The sequence below is a fragment of the Pseudalkalibacillus sp. NRS-1564 genome, from assembly GCF_050467905.1.
Taxonomy (GTDB): Bacteria; Bacillota; Bacilli; order Bacillales; family Guptibacillaceae; genus Guptibacillus; species Guptibacillus hwajinpoensis_B.
The window spans coordinates 1-19,005 of sequence record NZ_JBITPM010000031.1 but is presented as its reverse complement, the minus strand read 5'-3'; the positions used below and the strand labels follow the sequence as shown (position 1 = coordinate 19,005).

The 19,005-nt window shown below is 39.1% G+C and carries 16 protein-coding genes, 1 pseudogene and 1 riboswitch; of the genes and pseudogenes, 6 read left to right on the top strand and 11 right to left on the bottom strand.

Annotated elements, in window-relative coordinates; genetic code table 11:
- Positions 1–136 precede the first annotated feature (136 nt).
- Complete coding sequence (locus ACIFPW_RS14730) at positions 137–631, top strand: S-Ena type endospore appendage (RefSeq protein ID WP_430245371.1); 495 nt, start codon at positions 137–139, stop codon at positions 629–631.
- 19 nt (positions 632–650) lie between these two features.
- On the opposite strand, the gene ACIFPW_RS14725 is transcribed toward ACIFPW_RS14730, so the two are convergent.
- The 4 genes from ACIFPW_RS14725 to ACIFPW_RS14710 all read right to left on the bottom strand — a co-directional run bounded on the left by ACIFPW_RS14725 (position 651) and on the right by ACIFPW_RS14710 (position 3,428).
- Positions 651–1,031, bottom strand: a complete 381-nt coding sequence (locus ACIFPW_RS14725; RefSeq protein WP_430245369.1) for a hypothetical protein — start codon at positions 1,029–1,031, stop codon at positions 651–653.
- Between the two features lie 135 nt (positions 1,032–1,166).
- Positions 1,167–2,234, bottom strand: a complete 1,068-nt coding sequence (gene rlmN, locus ACIFPW_RS14720) for a 23S rRNA (adenine(2503)-C(2))-methyltransferase RlmN (protein ID WP_430245367.1) — start codon at positions 2,232–2,234, stop codon at positions 1,167–1,169.
- A 220-nt stretch (positions 2,235–2,454) separates the two neighbouring features.
- Positions 2,455–3,057: a CPBP family glutamic-type intramembrane protease gene (locus ACIFPW_RS14715; protein WP_430245365.1), complete on the bottom strand. Its 603-nt coding sequence runs from the start codon at positions 3,055–3,057 to the stop codon at positions 2,455–2,457.
- Between the two features lie 140 nt (positions 3,058–3,197).
- Positions 3,198–3,428 (bottom strand): hypothetical protein, encoded by a 231-nt coding sequence (locus ACIFPW_RS14710; RefSeq protein WP_194221742.1) that lies wholly within the window; start codon positions 3,426–3,428, stop codon positions 3,198–3,200.
- A 170-nt stretch (positions 3,429–3,598) separates the two neighbouring features.
- Between ACIFPW_RS14710 and ACIFPW_RS14705 the strand changes: the two genes are divergently transcribed.
- Entirely contained in the window at positions 3,599–4,621 is a 1,023-nt protein-coding gene (locus ACIFPW_RS14705) for an L-lactate permease (RefSeq protein WP_430245363.1), read from the top strand.
- A gap of 52 nt (positions 4,622–4,673) precedes the next feature.
- Positions 4,674–5,237 carry an L-lactate permease gene (locus ACIFPW_RS14700; protein ID WP_430245360.1) on the top strand — a complete coding sequence of 188 codons (564 nt, stop codon included), beginning with the start codon at positions 4,674–4,676 and terminating at the stop codon, positions 5,235–5,237.
- 63 nt (positions 5,238–5,300) lie between these two features.
- Here the strand turns inward: ACIFPW_RS14700 and ACIFPW_RS14695 are convergent, their stop codons facing one another.
- The gene (locus tag ACIFPW_RS14695) at positions 5,301–6,776 is read right to left on the bottom strand and encodes an extracellular solute-binding protein (protein ID WP_430245358.1); all 1,476 of its coding nucleotides are present in this window, start codon (positions 6,774–6,776) and stop codon (positions 5,301–5,303) included.
- Positions 6,777–7,224: 448 nt separating this feature from the next.
- Positions 7,225–7,482, bottom strand: coding sequence for a hypothetical protein (locus ACIFPW_RS14690; protein ID WP_283154203.1), 258 nt, complete (start codon positions 7,480–7,482; stop codon positions 7,225–7,227).
- Positions 7,483–7,683: 201 nt separating this feature from the next.
- On the opposite strand from ACIFPW_RS14690, the gene ACIFPW_RS14685 reads away from it, so the two are divergent.
- The 3 genes from ACIFPW_RS14685 to ACIFPW_RS14675 all read left to right on the top strand — a co-directional run bounded on the left by ACIFPW_RS14685 (position 7,684) and on the right by ACIFPW_RS14675 (position 10,939).
- On the top strand, positions 7,684–8,697 hold the full coding sequence (locus ACIFPW_RS14685) for an LLM class flavin-dependent oxidoreductase (protein ID WP_430245356.1): 1,014 nt from the start codon (positions 7,684–7,686) through the stop codon (positions 8,695–8,697).
- A 149-nt stretch (positions 8,698–8,846) separates the two neighbouring features.
- Positions 8,847–8,948, top strand: a riboswitch (purine riboswitch).
- 105 nt (positions 8,949–9,053) lie between these two features.
- Complete coding sequence (locus ACIFPW_RS14680) at positions 9,054–9,641, top strand: xanthine phosphoribosyltransferase (RefSeq protein ID WP_430245354.1); 588 nt, start codon at positions 9,054–9,056, stop codon at positions 9,639–9,641.
- Complete coding sequence (locus ACIFPW_RS14675; RefSeq protein ID WP_430245352.1) at positions 9,638–10,939, top strand: nucleobase:cation symporter-2 family protein; 1,302 nt, start codon at positions 9,638–9,640, stop codon at positions 10,937–10,939. The genes ACIFPW_RS14680 and ACIFPW_RS14675 overlap by 4 nt, the downstream gene beginning before the upstream one ends.
- A gap of 65 nt (positions 10,940–11,004) precedes the next feature.
- Here ACIFPW_RS14675 and ACIFPW_RS14670 read toward each other — a convergent pair whose 3' ends face one another.
- The 5 genes and pseudogenes from ACIFPW_RS14670 to ACIFPW_RS14650 all read right to left on the bottom strand — a co-directional run.
- Entirely contained in the window at positions 11,005–15,711 is a 4,707-nt protein-coding gene (locus tag ACIFPW_RS14670; protein ID WP_430245350.1) for a carbohydrate binding domain-containing protein, read from the bottom strand.
- Positions 15,712–15,744: 33 nt separating this feature from the next.
- The gene (gene nagA, locus ACIFPW_RS14665) at positions 15,745–16,941 is read right to left on the bottom strand and encodes an N-acetylglucosamine-6-phosphate deacetylase (RefSeq protein WP_430245348.1); all 1,197 of its coding nucleotides are present in this window, start codon (positions 16,939–16,941) and stop codon (positions 15,745–15,747) included.
- A 31-nt stretch (positions 16,942–16,972) separates the two neighbouring features.
- Entirely contained in the window at positions 16,973–17,734 is a 762-nt protein-coding gene (kduD, locus tag ACIFPW_RS14660) for a 2-dehydro-3-deoxy-D-gluconate 5-dehydrogenase KduD (protein WP_430245346.1), read from the bottom strand.
- Positions 17,735–17,744: 10 nt separating this feature from the next.
- Positions 17,745–18,578: a 5-dehydro-4-deoxy-D-glucuronate isomerase gene (gene kduI, locus ACIFPW_RS14655; RefSeq protein ID WP_430245344.1), complete on the bottom strand. Its 834-nt coding sequence runs from the start codon at positions 18,576–18,578 to the stop codon at positions 17,745–17,747.
- Between the two features lie 20 nt (positions 18,579–18,598).
- Positions 18,599–19,005: pseudogene (locus tag ACIFPW_RS14650) on the bottom strand (hypothetical protein); the annotation flags it as partial.

Sequence of the window (19,005 nt, the reverse complement as noted above, 5' to 3'; positions counted from 1 at the left end):
AGTGTTTTTTTATATAGTAAACCATTATTAGGAATTATTATCATACTTAATTTTTAAAGTCTACTTGGACGCTTATCTATACAAAACAAATGTCCATGCATTTACTATATAAAAGGAAGTTTAAGGATGTGCTCTTATGTCAAGAAGTAAATCGTTGTTTCAAGAAGATCACCCCTTATGTGAAAAGCGTCGCCCCCATCAATCAAAAGGAGAGCTGGTGGAAGAAAATATCTGTGGTGTCTTTCGAATTGATCCACTTCTCAACCCTTATGCCCCAATATGGGAGGCGGTTGGAGATATAGGACCAGTATCAGGAACTCTATCAATTTATTACGATGGTGGGGTTTGTGAGGAAGTCGAGGTTTTAATAGATCACTGTCATGAAACCGCATTTTATGTGCCAGAGGGAAATACGAGAACCAGAACATATCAACAACTGTGTCAAGTAACGATTGTTGCAAGAGATCGTCGAAAAGAAAACGGTTCTGTTCACCACCCCCATGGGCATAAGAAGCACTCCGTCTGTACAGGGCGCTATTGTCTAACTATTTATTACCATGTTAATGGATATAAAAAGAAGTCACATAAGAAACAAGACTGTGTGAACAAAGAGTGTCATGGAGGGTGCTGATCAATTCTATCAGCCCTTTCTATTTTCTTTCAGGCATAAACGATAAGGATCCTCTAGCCCCCACGACAATCCTTTTTGAAATGACTTGACCATTCTCTTCTTCAAAAATGAGATACAATTTATTATCATCAATTTCTGCATTGAGATAGGTAGCAGATGGATAGAGCTCTTTTAAGTTTTCTTCATCATAAACCTTTACAAGATCACCGTTTTGATCATAAACGTCTAATCTTGATAATTGATCGTTCGTCATGATGACGTGAAGATAATTGTAACCAGATCTTACGCTTGCTTCCTCACCACTTAATTCGAAGGGTGGATTTGAGCGGTTATAATCGGAAGAAATACCTGAAGCAATCCATAAAAAGAGAAAACAAAGGACAATAATAAATCCTTTCATAATTCATCTCCCATATATAAACATCTATTTACTAAAAATAAACGTTTTTGTTTACAGTGTATGCTTCCCCCGGTTGAGAGTGTGTCAATTATCATACATAAAAAGACGCACCGTTAAAGGTGCGTCTTAATTGAATTATTTACCTGCATTTTCAAGTTTCTTTACTTGTTTACTGCGAAGCTGACCGCATGCAGCATCGATATCTGTTCCGTTCTCATGACGGATTACACAGTTAATACCGTTTTTCTTAAGCGTATCATAGAACGCAAGAATCGATTCTTTTTCACTACGCTGATAAGAGTGGTCATCAACTGGATTGTATGGAATCAAGTTTACGTAAGAAAGATGACGTTTGTCAGCGAGAAGATTCGCAAGTTGTTTCGCTTCTTCTACGTGATCATTGACGTCTCTCAACATAATATATTCAAACGTAATTCTGCGGTTGGTTTTCTCAAGATAGTAATCAATCGCAGGCATTAATTTTCCAAGTGGATAAGCCTTATTGATTTTCATAATCTTCGTACGCAGCTCATCATTAGGAGCATGTAGAGAAATCGCAAGGTTCACCTGAAGATCTTCATTGGCAAAGTCGTAAATTTGCTTCGCAAGACCACTTGTTGAAACCGTAATGTGGCGCGCGCCAATACAAAGTCCTTTTTGAGAATTAACGATGTGAAGGAAATCCATCATATTATCATAGTTATCGAAAGGTTCACCGATTCCCATAATAACAATATGACTTACGCGTTCTTCTTTCGCCTTTTCATCAAGTGCGTGTTGCACATTCATGATTTGCTCAACAATCTCACCGCTTGTAAGGTCACGGCTCTTCTTAAGAAGTCCACTTGCACAGAAGGAACAACCGATATTACACCCTACTTGTGTTGTTACACAGACAGATTGACCATAATGGAAACGCATGAGTACCGTTTCAATAACGTTCCCGTCTTGTAATTTGAACAAGAACTTGATCGTACCGTCAGAAGATTCTTGCTTGATTTCTTGCGTTAATGTCTGGATCGCAAAGTTTTCTTCCAAAAGTTTGATACAGTCTTTGTTTACGTTATTCATTTGAGAAAATTCTTTAACACGCTTTTTATAGAGCCAATCCCGTACTTGGGAGGCACGGAATTTTTTGTGACCACGTTCTAGCAACCATTCAGTTAGCTGATCAAACGTTAATCCGTATATAGATTCTTTCATTTATAACCCTCTTTTCAATTCTTAGCCATTCAGTCTAATATTACTAGAAGTATAACCAAGTCGCAACCGCTTAGTCCAGAATAGTGAAGTGCATTATTTAAAATAGCGTATGTTTTCAAGAAGCTTCGCTCGTTTACCTATTAGACTGTAACATATAGTGACTACGTTTATAAAACAAAGAAAGACTTCTCCCTTCTGGAAAAGTCTTTAATCGTGTTACTTACAGTAATGGAATAATAACTAAAATGAGTAAATCAAAGAGGATATGTGATAATAATGGCACCCAGAAGTTCTTTGTTTTTTCATAAAGCCATCCCCAGGCCATCCCACCTCCGATTGCAGCTAGTACTAATAAATATGCATCGGAATAAAGATGAGCCGTCGCATATAAAATGGTCGCTATAAGGATGGTGTCTCCCTCTTTGTACTTCTTTAACTGTTGCTGAATATATCCTCGCCAGTAGATTTCTTCTCCAGGAATGACGATCAGAACAAGACTAATGAAATGCCAGGCTTTTACGGGTTGGACCACATCATAAAACCGCTCCATCTCTTCGAATAAAGAGGGATAAACCCACTTGATTCCCTCTATCCCTACATAGGAAAGTATATATAGAAATAAAGCACTAATGACGATATAAAGCCAATGTTTGAACGTGATTTTTTTGAACTTAAGTGCGCCTGTTTTAACACTTAAGAAAATTAAGATGGCTAGTGTTACTGTAAAAACAGGCCAAAATGTTCCTGGGAACCGAACAAAGCTTAAAAAAAGCAGAATATGAGCTAATATAAGTGTGCTAAGGATTATGATTTTCTGATTCATATTTTCATCACCCTATCTTGTTGCCTCTTTTTAACATCCTACCCTGAATGTATCGAACGCATGTTAAATTGAACAGCTTGAATATGTAATGATGTGCTAAAAGTAAAAAGCTAACGAAATATGCTTCGTTAGCTTTTAGGCTATTTGCTTTGCGATTTGCACTTTTCTTGAATGACAGCAAGAGCACTTTCTTTGTCAGGCTGATCACTCTGATGCCAGCGGATTTTTCTTCCGAATTCATCTGCCTTTGCATAAGCATAGATTTTGCCTTCGTATTCCGCCACGCTAATTTCCCAGTAATACGTCACCTCTGCTCCAGTAGGCTGAGTAACTTCGACTGGATAGAAAAAATAATCTACCTTTTTTAGCATATTAGCAGCTCCTTCATTATTGCTTCACAGTTATTTTACCAGATTTTTTATTGTTAGGTTTAATGGTTTACTAGAAGAGTGACTTTTATCACATATGGGGAACTGTATTTCGTATATGCTTATATGTGAAAGATGTCACATATAAGCATATACAAGAAAAGGTGATGAAAATGAATGGACTTCAACTTTTTACAGCATTGACTCCTATTTTAGCGGTGTTTATCTTACTTGTTCTTTTGCGTTTACCTGCAACGAAAGCTATGCCGGGAAGTTTACTCCTCACCGCATTAATGGCCTATGCGATATGGAAAATACCAATGATACAAATGACAGCAGCATTCATTGAAGGATTAATCATAGCTTTGTCGATTATTTGGATTGTATTCGGAGCGATTTTATTATTAAACACGCTACGAAATAGCGGAGCGATTGACGCGATTCGCACGGGATTTATGGGAATATCCATGGATCGAAGGGTTCAGCTAATTATTATCGCCTGGTTATTTGGGGCATTTATTGAAGGAGCAGCTGGATTTGGAACACCAGCAGCCATTGGAGCACCACTCCTTGTAGCATTAGGCTTTCCTCCTCTTGCCGCAGTTGCGATGGCCCTTATTGCTGACAGCAGCCCAGTTTCTTTTGGCGCAGTTGGAACACCAATTATCGTCGGTGTAGATCAAGGACTCCGACAGGGTTCAGCTGTCGCGGATCAAGTAACAGCTTCCATTGGACAGCAATCGATGCCTGAATATTTGCAGGCAGTCACTCAAAGTGCTGTCATGATTGATCTTTTCGTAGGTACTTTTATCCCACTTATTTTAATCATGATGTTAACACGTTTTTTTGGTGAAAACCATTCTTGGAAGGAAGGTCTTTCTTTATGGAAGTTCGCTATATTTGCAGGAGTGAGCTTTACACTGCCCGCATTTATCGTAGCAACCTTCTTAGGACCTGAATTTCCATCCATCATTGGTGGTCTTGTTGGACTCACAATTGTCGTTCCGGCAGCCAAAAGAGGCTTCCTTCTACCTGATGAGGCCTGGAATTTCAACAATGCAAAAGAAACATATGTGAAACCTTCAAAAGCGCTACCTTTGTGGCTTGCGTGGTTGCCCTATTTACTCGTTGCGCTTTTATTAGTGTTAACACGCTTGGACGTATTACCTTTAAAAAGGATGGCTAAGGTCGGTTAAAATTGGTTGGAACCAAATTCTAGGTACAGAGATCAGCACTTCGTTTGAACCTTTGTATCTACCTGGAAGCCTATTTATTGTTGTCATAGTAGCTACAGTCTTTCTTCATAAAATGTCTCTAAAATCGGTTAAGAATACAGTAGTAGATTCTATGAAAACGATGGTTGGTACGGTTATTGCACTTGGAACGGCTGTTCCGATGGTTCGGATTTTTATTAACTCAGGAATGAATGGTGCTGATCTTATGAGTATGCCAATGGAGCTAGCGACACTTGTTGCAAATGCGGTTGGTGATGCGTGGCCACTCGTTGCCCCGTTTATCGGTGCTCTCGGTTCATTCATTTCTGGTAGTGCAACATTTAGTAACATGATGTTTTCACTTTTTCAATTTAGCGTAGCTGATCAGCTTCAAATGAATGAACAGCTCGTTCTTTCACTTCAAGTACTTGGAGCAAACGCGGGAAATATGATTTGTGTATTAAACGTTGTTGCAGCTGCTTCTGTTGTTGGCATGGTTGGAAAAGAAGGAACCATTATCCGAATGACACTTGGTCCTATGTTGTTCTATGCTATTGCAACAGGGGGGATTGGATGGATTGCCATTATGCTGCTCTAAGTCTCACTAAAGAACAGCGCCTTCTCAATTGATATAGAAGGCGCTGTTTCTTTGGTAGTATAATTATTGATCTAATTTATTAATATCTTCTTCTGCTTTATCAAGCATCATCTGATAATTAAATGTTGTATCTAATTTATTCAAGAATTCATCATACTCACTAAGGTCACGTTGTCCACTTATAAATTTAATCATTTCTTCTTCAGAGAATCGATCAGCATCTGCCGAATTATAGCCCTCTGGATAATCAATATACCCATTTAGAGATTCAATTCGCGGAGCGTCTGCGGAAGCTTCGATATATTCCGTTTGTTTTGAGAATTTCGTTGATAGGTACTCCATTTCAGGTCGACCAGTGAATTGGTAAAGCCAAAAGTAGCCACCCTCTTCAGCCAGTTTGTCCGTTGGAACAATCTTGCCGTCTTCTTTGTTATAATGTTCTCCTTCTATTCCATACTGAACGAGTTTAGAGCCCTCATCAGATGCTACATAGTTAAGAAGTTTAAATATTTTTTCGAGCTTTTCTGGTTGGTCTTCAAGTGCTTTCGGAATAGCATAAAAGCCATTAGCTTGACCTATATCCCACGTTCCTGCTGATTTTCCTGCAGGTCCTTCAATTGCCGTAAGCTGTACCCACTCAGCATCTGGATCTACTGCTTTGTATTGTTCAATATAAGCATCACTCGTTAAATTCGCCCATCCATCAAATAAAATCCCAAATTTACCTTGAAACGCTTTTTGTTGAGGCTCGTTACCTGTATTACTAAAAATTTCAGGGTCCGTTACATCGTTTTCAACAAACTTTGTAACTGCAGTGAGAGCTTCTTTCATATCAGGATCATGAAATGAGTTCACTAATTCACCGTCTTCTTTATAAAAGCTTTTTGGCATTCCTACACCATAAGCACCAAGTATCGGTTGGAAAGCGCTTACTCCTGATCCGGTAAGACCATAAGTATCTTTTTGCCCATTCCCATCTGGATCATCTTCTCGAAAGGCTTTTGCTACTTCATATAAATCATCTACTGTTTTAGGCATTTCCATGTTTAATGCTTCTAACCAATCTTTCCTAACCCAGTACGTATAGAAAGGTATGCTTGCAGGAACAGTCACCGCATAAACTTTATCATTTACCTTCGCTTTTTCAACATTATCTTCTCCAATAAAATCCTGAACTTCCTTAAGGTCGTCCATATAAGGGTCAAGGTCTAGTAGTAAACCTTTGTTAGCATATTCTACTAGAGCAGCTCGACTAACTTGAAACAAATCAGGATAATCCCCTGCCGATAAACGAACGTTTAATTTGTTTTCATAGTCATTAGGATTAACGGAGAGATTCACTGGAAAACCAAGTGCCTCATCTAGTTCTTGCTTAATAACGTCATTTTCTGGGTCAGGTAAGTTTACCCCTTGTCGAATGACTTCGACTTCCTCACTACCAGATTCACTGTCAGCTCCAGACGATAAGTTACAAGCAGAAAGCAATAATGAAAGAGATAACGCAGGTATAAGGACATGACGCAACTTTTTGCTTTTCATAAAAACCTCTCCTTTTTCAATCGTAATAGATGAAGTTCATTTCACTTTTTCCTGAAACCAATCTTTTCTAGTTTATCATAATAATGAATCAGTTCTGCTTTGAATTGATAGGGTTGTCGGGTCAACTTAACGGAAAAATAAATCTCTGATTATTTAATTAAATCCTCTTCTACATTCGCTTTTAAGGTAAACTAGCGCCTTCACTTCTCACCTTAACCACTTGTGTTTTACCCCCTTTAATCTGTTTAGCTTTTATTTTTCTAAATTTTCTAAATTAAGTATATAAATAATACAAGCTTATGAGAATAGAATATAGAGTCATTTATTTATACTTTATTTCAACCAAAATCTGGATGGAAATGCAATTGAATTGAAAGTTTAGTAGTTCCCCCCCATTTTTAATTTTGAATTTACAAAAAACGTTCTCTCTGTGAGAACGTTTAAAGGATTATCCTAAGTTTTCGATGTTCCAAGTACGAATTGAATAGAATCCAGCATCAAGCTTTTGTTTCTCTTCTAATAGGGTGTTTTGCAACAGTTCCGGAAGCTTCTTAAAAGTCTCGTGATGGACGTCAATTCCTTCATAACTCGAGTAAATAGGAATAGTCACAATTTGTTTATCAAGTGTATCGAAGCAGTGTATACATAGAAATCCAACGCTCCTCATTCGATACGAAAACATAATGCGATATCGTGCTTCGCTCATATTATTCTCTCCTACTATTTTTTTATCAGTATGTACAAAATAGTAGATAAGCAAACCTCTCTTTTACGAGTAGCGAGTCAAGATAGGAGTGTTAGAGCATATTGTTTTTCAATTAGTATACCTGCTGATAAAATTAAATATGGGTTTTTCTTGAAAGAAAATCTCCCTTTTACACTCTGAATAGAGAAAGAAGATGAAATTATGTCAACTAGTCAAAAAAAATTATCTGATATTAAATACTCAGTACTAGATTTAGCTCCTGTTATGGATGGAGAAACTATATCCGATGCTTTAGAACGAACAAGAAATCTCGCTCAGCACGTAGAGAAACTTGGCTACAATCGTTTCTGGCTAGCTGAGCACCACAATATGCCCTACATCGCAAGCTCTGCTACATCAGTTGTGATTGGACATGTTGCTGCGGGGACCTCAACCATTCGTGTTGGATCTGGTGGAGTCATGCTTCCAAACCATTCCCCTCTTGTCATTGTTGAACAGTTTGGAACACTAGAATCGTTATTCCCTGGACGGATTGATTTGGGACTTGGACGAGCTCCTGGAACTGATCAGCGTACAGCATTTGCATTAAGACGAGGCACTGGAAGCATGGCTCAGGATTTCCCAGAACAAGTCGCTGAACTTCGCTCATATTTTGATCCTTCTACGAGCCCGGGATCATCTCCAGTACGAGCTATTCCTGGTAAAGGCCTTAACGTACCAACATGGTTATTAGGATCTAGCCTATACAGTGCAGAGCTTGCTGGAAAACTAGGGTTGCCCTATTCTTTCGCAAGTCACTTTTCTCCTAAAAATACCGTTAGTGCGCTCCAAACGTATCACCGAAGCTTTACGCCTTCGAAAGCACTCGATAAACCTTATACGATGGTAGGTGTAAACGTGATTGTGGCAGATACAGATGAAGAAGCAAATTATCTGTCTACGACTTTACAACAGCAGTTTTTAAATTTGATTCGTAATCATGAAGCGCCTATTCAACCGCCTGTTGAAAAGCTAAATGCGAGTGAATATGAGCTTGCGGCACTTGATCAGCAGCTTGCTACTTCTATTGTTGGTAGTCCTGAAACAGTCAAACGAAAAATGCAGGAATTTCTTGATGAAACGCAAGCGGATGAAATGATGGTGATCTCTTCTGTATATGATTATGAAAAGCGGAAAAAGTCCTATAAGTTGTTATCAGAATTAACGACTGATTAATCAATTCTCCTATAACACGTGAGTTAAAATGTTCTGGTGTTTGCAAATAACGTTATTTCTTTGAAACCCGAACGAAGTTAATTAATAGTAAGTCATTGTTAAGATTTGTCTTTACATTGATTTAAATGCTGGTTTATAATACCAATCATAACCTGAATAAGAACATCACTCATATAACCGCAAGAATATGGCTTGCAAGTTTCTACCGGATCACCGTAAATGATTCGACTATGAGTGAGCAACCATCAGTTTAATTACTGTAGACTCTTTCTTTATCTATATTCCCGGAGGCATGTTGCTCACTCTTCTGTGAGCAACGATGTTCTCCGGGTTTTTGTATTGAAGGAGGAATTTATATGGAAAATTTAATGAACAAAATTAGTCATGAAGGTTTAGCTTTATCTGACGCTGTCTTAAAAGTAGATTCATTCTTAAATCATCAAGTGGATCCAGTACTTATGAAGGAAATTGGTGAGACATTTGCGAGTAAATTTCAAAGAGACGCCATTACAAAAGTCGTTACACTTGAATCATCTGGTATTGCACCAGCTGTTTTTGCTGCCCTCACCCTTAATGTGCCGCTTATTTTTGCTCGAAAGCGAAAGTCGCTCACATTACAGGAGGACTTGTTAACGGCAGATGTATATTCTTTCACTAAAGAAGAAACGAATACAATCACCATTTCGAGTAAATTTTTAAATGAAGAAGATCACGTTCTTGTTATTGATGACTTCCTTGCAAATGGCCAAGCTGCTGAAGGTCTCATAGAAGTTGTTTCTAAGTCAGGTGCTTCGGTAGCTGGAATTGGTATTGTTATTGAAAAGGCATTTCAAGATGGCGGGAAACGCCTTCGCTCAAAAGGGATTAGGGTGGAATCGTTAGCGAAAATCGCTAAACTAGAAGCTGGAAAAGTCACCTTTGTGAATGAGGGAAGTTTCGTATGAATAGCCTGAAATATTTATCACTAGGCATTCAACATGTTCTTGCCATGTATGCAGGAGCTGTCGTTGTACCACTCATTGTAGGAGGGGCCCTGGGGTTAAGTGGAAAGGAACTCACTTATCTTGTCTCAATTGATATTTTTATGTGTGGAATGGCTAGTATTCTACAAGTATGGAAAAATCGTTTCTTCGGTATTGGCTTGCCGGTAGTACTTGGTTGTACCTTTACCGCAGTTGGTCCAATGATTGCGATCGGTGGAACATATGGTATTACTGCCATTTACGGAGCCATTCTCGCTGCAGGTTTATTCGTGATCCTAATCTCACCTATTTTCAGCAAATTAATAGCATTCTTTCCACCGGTTGTGACTGGTTCAGTCGTCACCATCATCGGAATTACCTTGATTCCCGTTGCTATGGGGAATATAGCAGGTGGGGAAGGTTCGGTTGATTTTGGATCATTACAGAATATTAGTCTTGGATTTGGTACGCTTCTCTTTATTGTGTTATTGACTCGATTCTTTAAAGGGTTTATCCGTTCAGTTGCCATCTTAATAGGACTTGCAGTTGGTACGATCGTTGGCGGATTCATGGGGATGGTTGACCTAACACCTATTAAAGAAGCTAGCTGGTTTCATTTAATTCAACCGCTCTATTTTGGCGTACCTACATTTGAATGGACGGCTATCTTGACGATGATTCTCGTTGTTCTTGTAAGCCTTGTAGAATCTACAGGTGTATACTTTGCTTTAAGTGATATTTGTGATGATAAACTGACGGAGAAAGATGTGAGAAACGGCTACAGAGCAGAAGGCTTAGCGATTGTATTAGGTGGATTATTTAACGCATTTCCTTATACGACCTATTCACAAAATGTGGGGTTAATTCAACTATCTGGTGTCAAGAAGAAGCAAATTATTTATCTCGTTGGTTCAATGCTGATTTTGTTCGGTTTAGTGCCAAAAATCGGTGCTGTCACAACTATTATCCCGCCACCAGTCCTTGGTGGAGCTATGATTGTTATGTTTGGTATGGTAATGGCTTATGGCATTAAAATGCTTTCTCGCGTAGACTTTCAATCTCAAGAGAACCTCTTTATCATTGCTTGTTCGATTGGAGTTGGTCTAGGTGTTACAGCGGCTCCATCTGTTTTTGAAAAACTGCCACAAAGCCTTCAAATTCTAACAGACAATGGGATTGTAGCAGGTAGTTTAACGGCAATTACATTAAATATTGTTTTTCACGTATTTAGAAAAGAAAAAACAACTTCCTCTTCTCTCGTTCAATCCAAAGCTTCATAAAACAACAAGCCTGGATTCGAATCACTCATTCGAATCCAGGCTTGCTTTTTGATAATGATGAAATTTTAGCTGTTTTTCTTTACTAATTTAATATAGTCAATATTTAAAGGGGAAAGTAAGTTGTTCATATAAATGACATGTTCACCTGCCTCAAGTTCAAATAGAAGCGGATGGTTATCTAAAGCATCCAGTCGTACATCTTCCCAATTCTCCCATCCATATGTGGAAGGAAAATGAAAGCTATTCATTGGGCCGTCGTCTACCTTGAATTCTCGATAAGCATTCGGCATATCAGTGGAATAGCGTACAATCACCTTGTAAGTTCCTCCATCTGGAACCGTGATTTTCCACTTCAACCAGTGGTTTTCATGATCCCAGTTTTTCAGAGCTAATCCTTCTGATGCTCCGGCTTTTGGAGTGATGACGACCTCTCCACCCCCCTGATCAACAAAATCTTCGCCCTCTACAATAACTCCTTCTTCTGCAGAAGATATGGAAACTTCTCCAGTGACTTCTGGTTCTGTTTGCTGTTCTTTAAAGATAGGTTCTACATGTGAATAAAGCTGTGCTACTTCTTTCGGATTTCCACCATCCGTCAAAATAAATTGATCATTATTCTTAACGGATATAGTAAGTTGGTTTTTCTGATTCATTTTCAACTTTTTCATTTTCTCTTTTTCTTCATCATACATCCATACTTTTGTCTGTGGCTTTATCAAATCACCTGAAAGAGTGATCACATTGTCAGAACCTTGATAGTCGATTCGAAAGTTTTCTTCTATCTTACTAAGTTCGATACTTCCCTCTTGATCTAGTGTTAGGTTGGTTTCACCCAAACTGAGATAAGTTCCTTCCTGAAGTGAGAGCTCTATTAGTTTATGATCATTTAATGAATGTCTTGTCATAGCGAAAGCACCGTCGGATTCCATTTCGTTCATCTTCTTTTGTTCCAATTTGTTACCTATGACAATGGTATCTTCAAAATCCGAACTAGAAACAGTAACACCTTTAGCAAATTGATCGCTCACTACAGGCACTTCCATGACATTTACTTTTTCATTTTCTTCCTCGTAAGGTTGAATGACAGAAACAAAATCAGTTTTTCTTGCCGATCTACGTGGCATCAGCATTTCAGTGAAGACATTTCCGGTATAGATAGATGTTTGTTCTTCACCTAGCATCGTAAGGGTAAAAAACTGTTCGTCTTTTTGATAGGTTGCTTCCCATAGCTCGTCTGAAATCCCCTTCTCCAAACTATTCAAATGTTGATAGCCGCCTTTATCTCGAAGTTGATCGACATTACTTCGATCGTCAACAGTGATATCCTTTAAGTCTCCATCTATATGGAAAGGAAGATCGTACGTATGATTGTCTTCACTTTCAGCATGAAACCAATCTAGCACATACTCATCTAACATCGTTGTGGTGCGTTCCATGGCAACCCCTTCATAAACTGCCTCAGTTATTGCACGGGTTTGCTTCACAACTGGACCAATGAAGTCATGTTCTAAGTAACCTGAAGAAGGGTTTCCTGGTTCATCAGCTTGCCATAAATATGTTGAGTCCCCCTGCGGATACTGGCTCGTTTGATCAACAACGAGTGTATTATGGGCTAGCGTTTGTTTCGCCCAGCTCACATGCATAGGATTGTCATACCCAAGGGAACCAGCATCTTTCAGCCACATTTTCGAATCAGCATACATCATAATGCCTAATTTATCTGCATGAAGGTGTCCATTTGGAGTTCCGGGAGGACTATAAAAAAGACTAACATTCATCGCTTCCTCAGCCGGTTTATGATTGCGGATAATCGTTAAACCGGAATCTCGATAAAAGGTGCTCCCGTTCTTATTTTCCCCTTCTGGAGCAAAGTCATTTGTACCAATAGAAAAATCAGCAGAAGAAAGATCTTTATCTGCAAATAATATCGCCCAAGGCTCTGTGAGTGAACCTTCACGATTTTCTCCAACGGATTGTTTAATCAGCCAGGCGTATTTTGGGTCTTGATAGTAATGGAAGCCAATCTCGTATATCATTTTTGATTGTAAGGTTTTATATGCCGCATTTCCGATTGCAGGCCGAGCCATATTTCCAAACGTATAATTCATTAATGAATCGAGCATTTCTTTAATAGCATATTGTTCACCATTTTTTACATGAAATAAGTCTTGATTCGATTGATAGAGTGGAACAGAAAGGTACATAAGGGGTTTAATGGCATATTCATGATACGTACTTGGACCTTCCCACCATAGCCCATCTTGGCGGATTCCTTCCGAAAGCTGCTTTATTGCCCCATGCTTTTGATCATTGATAACTTGATCAAGACGTGACATATCTTTCAAAACGAGTGCGGCATTTCCTATCGCAGCATTATGCCAGACCTGCCAATTGGAGAGACCTCGTTGGTAGCGATCAATTACTTCTATTGCATTTTTCAATACATTCTCTTCTACTTTATATCTCTCATTATCATTTAGAAAGGGATGCATCATATCGTATACCCAAGCTATATTGATCAACCATTCCGATTCTTCAAGAGTTTGTGCTGTAAGTCTCCCATCATAACTTCCTGTCAGGGGATAATCGGGGTAATGATCTGCGTATTCTTTCATTATCGTAATGGCAGCTTCTTTGTATTTATCATCATCTGTTATCCAATAAACGAGTCCGGCATCTCTTGCGATTTCTCCTAAATGTAAGTGAAGGTTATTCTTAGTAGGCGGGAGTGAAAATTCCCCTGTGGTTCGTTGGACTGCTTCATCTGCGTTTTTCTGTAAGTCTTTAAATGCATCTTCTGCATATGCTTCTGTTTCTATTTTAGCTTTTAGTTCGTCTATGTCATTTTCATTAAAATACAAATAAGGATGATCAAGACTTATTGGTTCATCTTGGACTTTAGGGAGAATATCTTTTTGTTTAGCAGTTATGAAATCGCTCTCATTTCCTTCCGCATCAACGACAGTCATGGCGAAATACTCATCAGTAACGTCTTCATTCATCCAGATTGAAGGATGTTGAGCTTGATCTTCGGCTACAAGAGTAGCCTCATTTAAATTTTCAATTTTATTTGAAGAAGAATAAATTCTGATGAACTCAAGGCGCGATTCTGGAGATAATCCCCATGTTCCTACTGCGCCATTTTCTATATGAGTAAGAACGCTAAATGCCTGTGGCTTAGATGGTGGTTTTACGTTTGTGATTTCAACTGATGCAGTATTGGATTGACTACTTTCTTTTGTGGCTTTCATTATTGCTTCTATCTTATAAAAATAGGTAGCACCTAAGGAAGTTCTCGAGTCGATCCATTCGTTTGTTTCACTCTTATTTAATAGATGTTCCTCATCAAGTGGAAACTCCTCTTCTGTGCTTCGATAAATGTTATATGTTAAAAGGTCATTATATCCGGGAGGGACATCCCATTTTAACTTGACAGCTCCTGTTGTGATTGTCGTTGCTTGAAACGCACTGATATCAGGTGGCTCATCATAGTTCACTTTTACTAATTGCATATCATCAATCCACGCTTTCCCATTTCGACTATCCATCATTGGTTCAATGGATAATGTAACCGTGTTTTTAGGGACGTTCAGGAGTTTAGTTATTTTTGTCCATTCATTTGAACCTTCCCTTGCTCCAACTAAAATCATGCCTGACGTATTTTGCCATGTCTCATTTTTGAATTGAATACGTACGGCCATAGACCCTGAACCTTCATTAATATCTTCCGTCTTCATCCAATAAGATAGTGCGTATGTTGTTTCCGCTTGTATCGGAACTCTTTGAACGAGTGACGTTCTATCATCAGGATTTGTATTGTGTAGATAAGCAGATTGTGTTCCTTCCTTCACCTGATCTGTAACAAGCTTTATTTCTCCATTTCCCTTCGGCTTCCATGTACTCCACTTCGGAGGGACGGAGCCAGGATCACCATCCTCAAATGCTCCATTTAGAATATAATTAGCCTGACCGATCTCTACTGTAAATGAGGCGGTTAACGCGCCAGATGCTGTTGTGGCTATAATCGTTGCGAAACCATTGTTTAAACCTTTCACTAGTCCTGTTTGATTAACTTCTGCAACAGTGTTGTCAGAACTAGTCCATGTAACTTCCTTATTTGTAGCGTTCTCAGGTAATACTGTTGCTTCTGCTTGGAATGTTTCATCAATTTCCATTGCTTTATAAGAAGTATTCAATTCTAGTTTTGTCGGAAGTATATTAGTAGTTGGTACAACTTGAACGTCATCGATCAATATTTGCCCTGTCCCGTTTTCAAGAAAATTCTCGATGCGTATTTTTGTGATGTTTGAAGGGATATCAAGCGTTAGGGAGGCTTGCTCCCAATCGGTTGTTCCCTTCCCTTCAAACAGCGTGAATTCTTTACTTCTTTGCCCATCCGGTTTATAGAAGGATACTCTTATATAGGCTCCCTTTGAAGAGGATTGAACATTGCTAAGCTTAATCCACTCAGAAATTTGATAACTTTCCCCTGGCTCCACAAGAATATCTTGATACACCGAGGCGCGAGCATTTTCATCAGGACTTTGAATAGATAGTGCGTGACTTCCATCAATCGACGAGTCAGAAATAGCTTCAATCGTTGGGTTTCCAGAGGCTTTCCACACTCCCCATTTGTCTAACGAACCATTCGAATCTTCAAAGCTACCATTACGAATCATGTTGTTTTCTTCTGCATGAAGCGATGATGAAACAAGTAAGGAGATAACTAAGGTCAAGACGGTTAGTGAAGAGTATCCAAACGGTTTCTGCATAATATCCTCCCAATTAGTGGATTGGTTGACGGATCAACTTATGCTATTTGCTCTCTTGAAGTGATCTATTGCGATTTGTCCTCTACATATCGTTAATTGCACATTCATTTGTTCATCAACTACGATTAAGTCAGCATCTTTATTCACTTCTATACTTCCTTTTCTCTTCCAGATACCTAATTCTCTCGCTGCGTTTTCAGATGTCATCTTCATAAGGTCATACATGGAACAATGAGTAAATTCAAGCATGTTTCGGGCAGCTTCGTTCATTTTTAGTATGCTTCCAGCTAAACTGCCAGAGCTCTTTAGTATGGCTTTATGATCTTTTACTTCCACTTCCTGACCACCTAAATCATAGATGCCCTCGTTTAAGCATTTAGCCCTCATCGCGTCTGTGATTAAAAGAAGTCCTTCTGCTCCCTTGAGCCGATAAGTTAAATCTACGATATCTTTAGAAACATGAATCCCATCTACGATGATTTCAGCTAAAATGTTTTGATTTAATAGAATGGCACCAGCCGAACCTGGGTCCCGATGATGAAGACCGTTCATTCCATTAAAAAGGTGTGTCGCGTGTCGAATGCCTAAGTTAACAGCGTGGGATAGTTGTACAAAATTAGCTTCGGAATGACCAACTGAAGCGATCATCCCATTTTCATATAAATACCTCGTTAATTCTGATTGATCATCGAGCTCAGGAGCAAGTGTGACAAGCTTTATTAAATCATTTGCGAGAGATTGGTAGTGTTTGAATGTTGAAACATCAGGTCTAATAATGGAGGAAGTAGGTTGAGCACCGGCACGGTTTTGATTAATGAATGGTCCTTCTAGGTGAATCCCAATCATTTCAGCTTGGCCAGGATGGTTATTTTTTTGATGATAAGTAGCAGCATTTCTTAATGCATGTTCAATATTTGAAGAGGGGTTCGTCATCGTTGTAGCTAGAAAGCTAGTCGTACCCTCTAAGGGAAGAGTCTTGGCAATCGTTGTTAAGGCTTCAGGGGTACTATCCATGACGTCTGAACCTGCTGCACCATGAATGTGGACATCGATCATACCTGGTAGAATAGCGTATTGGGAAGGGAGATCTATCACTTGATCAACCGGTAAATCTCTTGAAATATCTGAACCGATACCGGTGATTTTATCATTTTCAATGAGAATAGTATTTTCTTGACGATTTGGATTAGGAGTGTAAACTTTTCCTCCTCTAAGTAAGATGCGTTGCAACTTCTCACCCCCTTCCGTTTAGAGCAACTTACTACCGAGCCATCCAACCGCCATCGACAATTAACGTATGTCCGTTCATGTAATTAGAAGCCTCAGAAGCTAGGAAAATAGCTGCGCCTGTTAAGTCCTCCGCTTCTCCCCATCTTCCAGCAGGGATGCGCTCTAAGATAGATTGGTTGCGTTTCTCATCTTCTCGAATGGCTTTTGTATTATTTGTGGCAATGTAGCCTGGCGCAAGGCCATTTACCTGAATTCCATCCTTTGCCCATTCATTCGAAAACGCTTTTACTAAACCGTTAACAGCGTGTTTGCTTGCTGTGTATGCTGGTACATACACTCCTCCTTGATATGATAGTAAAGACGCAATATTAATGATTTTCCCTTCCTTTCGTTCAAGCATCGGACGAGCAAGATGTTGAGTAAGAAGGAATAAGGCATTGACGTTCGTGTTCATCACAGCATTCCAGTTGTCTATTGAATAATTAGAAGCCTCTTCTCGTCTAATGATCCCAGCGTTATTAACCAAGATATCGATTTGGAATTGACTTAATAGATCTTCACAATATGCTGGAAGTGATTCAACATCCTCTAAATCAATAATTACTTGATGAGCACTCCCACCTCCTTCCTCAATCAGTTGCGTTGTTTCATCTAAGTTATTTCGATGACCAAGTAGTATGAGGTTTGCCCCTGCTTTTGAATAAGCCACGGCGATTGCTTGACCAATTCCTCCAGCTGCTCCTGTGACGAGTGCTGTTTTCCCTTCTAATGAAAACCGATCTAAGTATCCCATCATTGGCCTCCTATTTTAAGTCTTTCATATCAATAAAGTCCATATCCGTAAACGTGTAGTTCTCTCCAGCCATAGCCCAAATAAACGTATAGCTTGAAGTTCCAGCACCGCTATGGATGGACCAGGATGGGGAAATGACTGCTTGTTCATTAGAAACGAGCAAATGCCTTGTTTCGTCTGGTTCTCCCATGAAATGAAAAACACGTCCTTCTTCAGGCATATCAAAATACAAATAGATTTCACTTCGGCGATCATGAATGTGAGCTGGCATCGTGTTCCACATATTATGAGGCTCTAGCATTGTCATCCCTAGCATGAGTTGGCAGCTTTGAATTCCTTCTGCGTGAACGTATTTGTAAATCGTTCGTTCATTTGACTCTTTAATAGAACCGAGGTGGTTAGGCTCCGCGTCTTTAATCGCTAATTTCTGAGTAGGATATTCTTTATGAGCTAGTGTAGAGACAAAATAAAACTTCGCTGCACTCTCGGCGTTACCAGGATAAAACGTAACATTTTCCTTGCCTTTTCCTATGTAAAGACAATCACGCTTATCGAGTTCAAACGTTTCTTGATCAACCTGGACAGTTCCGTGCCCACCGATGTTAATGATCCCGATTTCTCGACGTTCTAGAAAATAAGATGTTTTTAATGTCTCTGTTGCGGATAGCGAAAGTCCTTCCTGACTTGTTGGAATAGCTCCTCCGATCACCATACGATCGTCATGAGCATAAAGCATATTGATTTCCCCTTCAGTAAAAACCCTCTCCATCATATACCGTTCTCTTAATTGATCTGTTGTATAGTGTTTGGCTTCTGTCGGGTTTGTTGCATGTCTGATTTCCATATTTTCATCTCCCATAAATGTTATTTTTGAACTTCTTTTTGATCCATTCTACGAAAAACAAGATTCGCTACCCACATGAGTAGAAAGGCAAGCCAGCTAAAGCTGAAAATCGGTAATAACCCTGGAACTAATAAAAGGACATAATAGAAGGCAATCATGATTGCCCCCATCATCAAAGCATGTAACGGATAAGATAATGCAATGATGGCCGCGTATTTGATAACTTTAGGGGCTGATAATTTATATTGAACAAAAACAGGAGCAACAAAAAGCGCTGTCAAGCTATACAAAAATATGATTGTTAAGGTAAAGAGGTAGCATATGAGGAAAAATACTCCTTCATAGCCTCTGAACAGGGTTAAATTAAAGAGCAATAACCCTCCCACGATCGTCGTCAACCAGCCAACAAGATTGGCCTTTATAAATT

Excerpts from the sequence above, each read along its gene's own strand:
- ACIFPW_RS14730 (WP_430245371.1), top strand. The coding sequence starts at position 137 with ATGTCAAGAAGTAAATCGTTGTTTCAAGAAGATCACCCCTTATGTGAA.
- ACIFPW_RS14675 (WP_430245352.1), top strand. The coding sequence starts at position 9,638 with ATGAATAGCCTGAAATATTTATCACTAGGCATTCAACATGTTCTTGCC.
- rlmN (WP_430245367.1), bottom strand. The coding sequence starts at position 2,234 with ATGAAAGAATCTATATACGGATTAACGTTTGATCAGCTAACTGAATGG.
- ACIFPW_RS14695 (WP_430245358.1), bottom strand. The coding sequence starts at position 6,776 with ATGAAAAGCAAAAAGTTGCGTCATGTCCTTATACCTGCGTTATCTCTT.
- ACIFPW_RS14710 (WP_194221742.1), bottom strand. The coding sequence starts at position 3,428 with ATGCTAAAAAAGGTAGATTATTTTTTCTATCCAGTCGAAGTTACTCAG.
- ACIFPW_RS14690 (WP_283154203.1), bottom strand. The coding sequence starts at position 7,482 with ATGAGCGAAGCACGATATCGCATTATGTTTTCGTATCGAATGAGGAGC.
- ACIFPW_RS14715 (WP_430245365.1), bottom strand. The coding sequence starts at position 3,057 with ATGAATCAGAAAATCATAATCCTTAGCACACTTATATTAGCTCATATT.
- ACIFPW_RS14670 (WP_430245350.1), bottom strand. The coding sequence starts at position 15,711 with ATGCAGAAACCGTTTGGATACTCTTCACTAACCGTCTTGACCTTAGTT.
- ACIFPW_RS14685 (WP_430245356.1), top strand. The coding sequence starts at position 7,684 with ATGTCAACTAGTCAAAAAAAATTATCTGATATTAAATACTCAGTACTA.
- ACIFPW_RS14725 (WP_430245369.1), bottom strand. The coding sequence starts at position 1,031 with ATGAAAGGATTTATTATTGTCCTTTGTTTTCTCTTTTTATGGATTGCT.
- kduD (WP_430245346.1), bottom strand. The coding sequence starts at position 17,734 with ATGGGATACTTAGATCGGTTTTCATTAGAAGGGAAAACAGCACTCGTC.
- ACIFPW_RS14705 (WP_430245363.1), top strand. The coding sequence starts at position 3,599 with ATGAATGGACTTCAACTTTTTACAGCATTGACTCCTATTTTAGCGGTG.
- kduI (WP_430245344.1), bottom strand. The coding sequence starts at position 18,578 with ATGGAAATCAGACATGCAACAAACCCGACAGAAGCCAAACACTATACA.
- ACIFPW_RS14680 (WP_430245354.1), top strand. The coding sequence starts at position 9,054 with ATGGAAAATTTAATGAACAAAATTAGTCATGAAGGTTTAGCTTTATCT.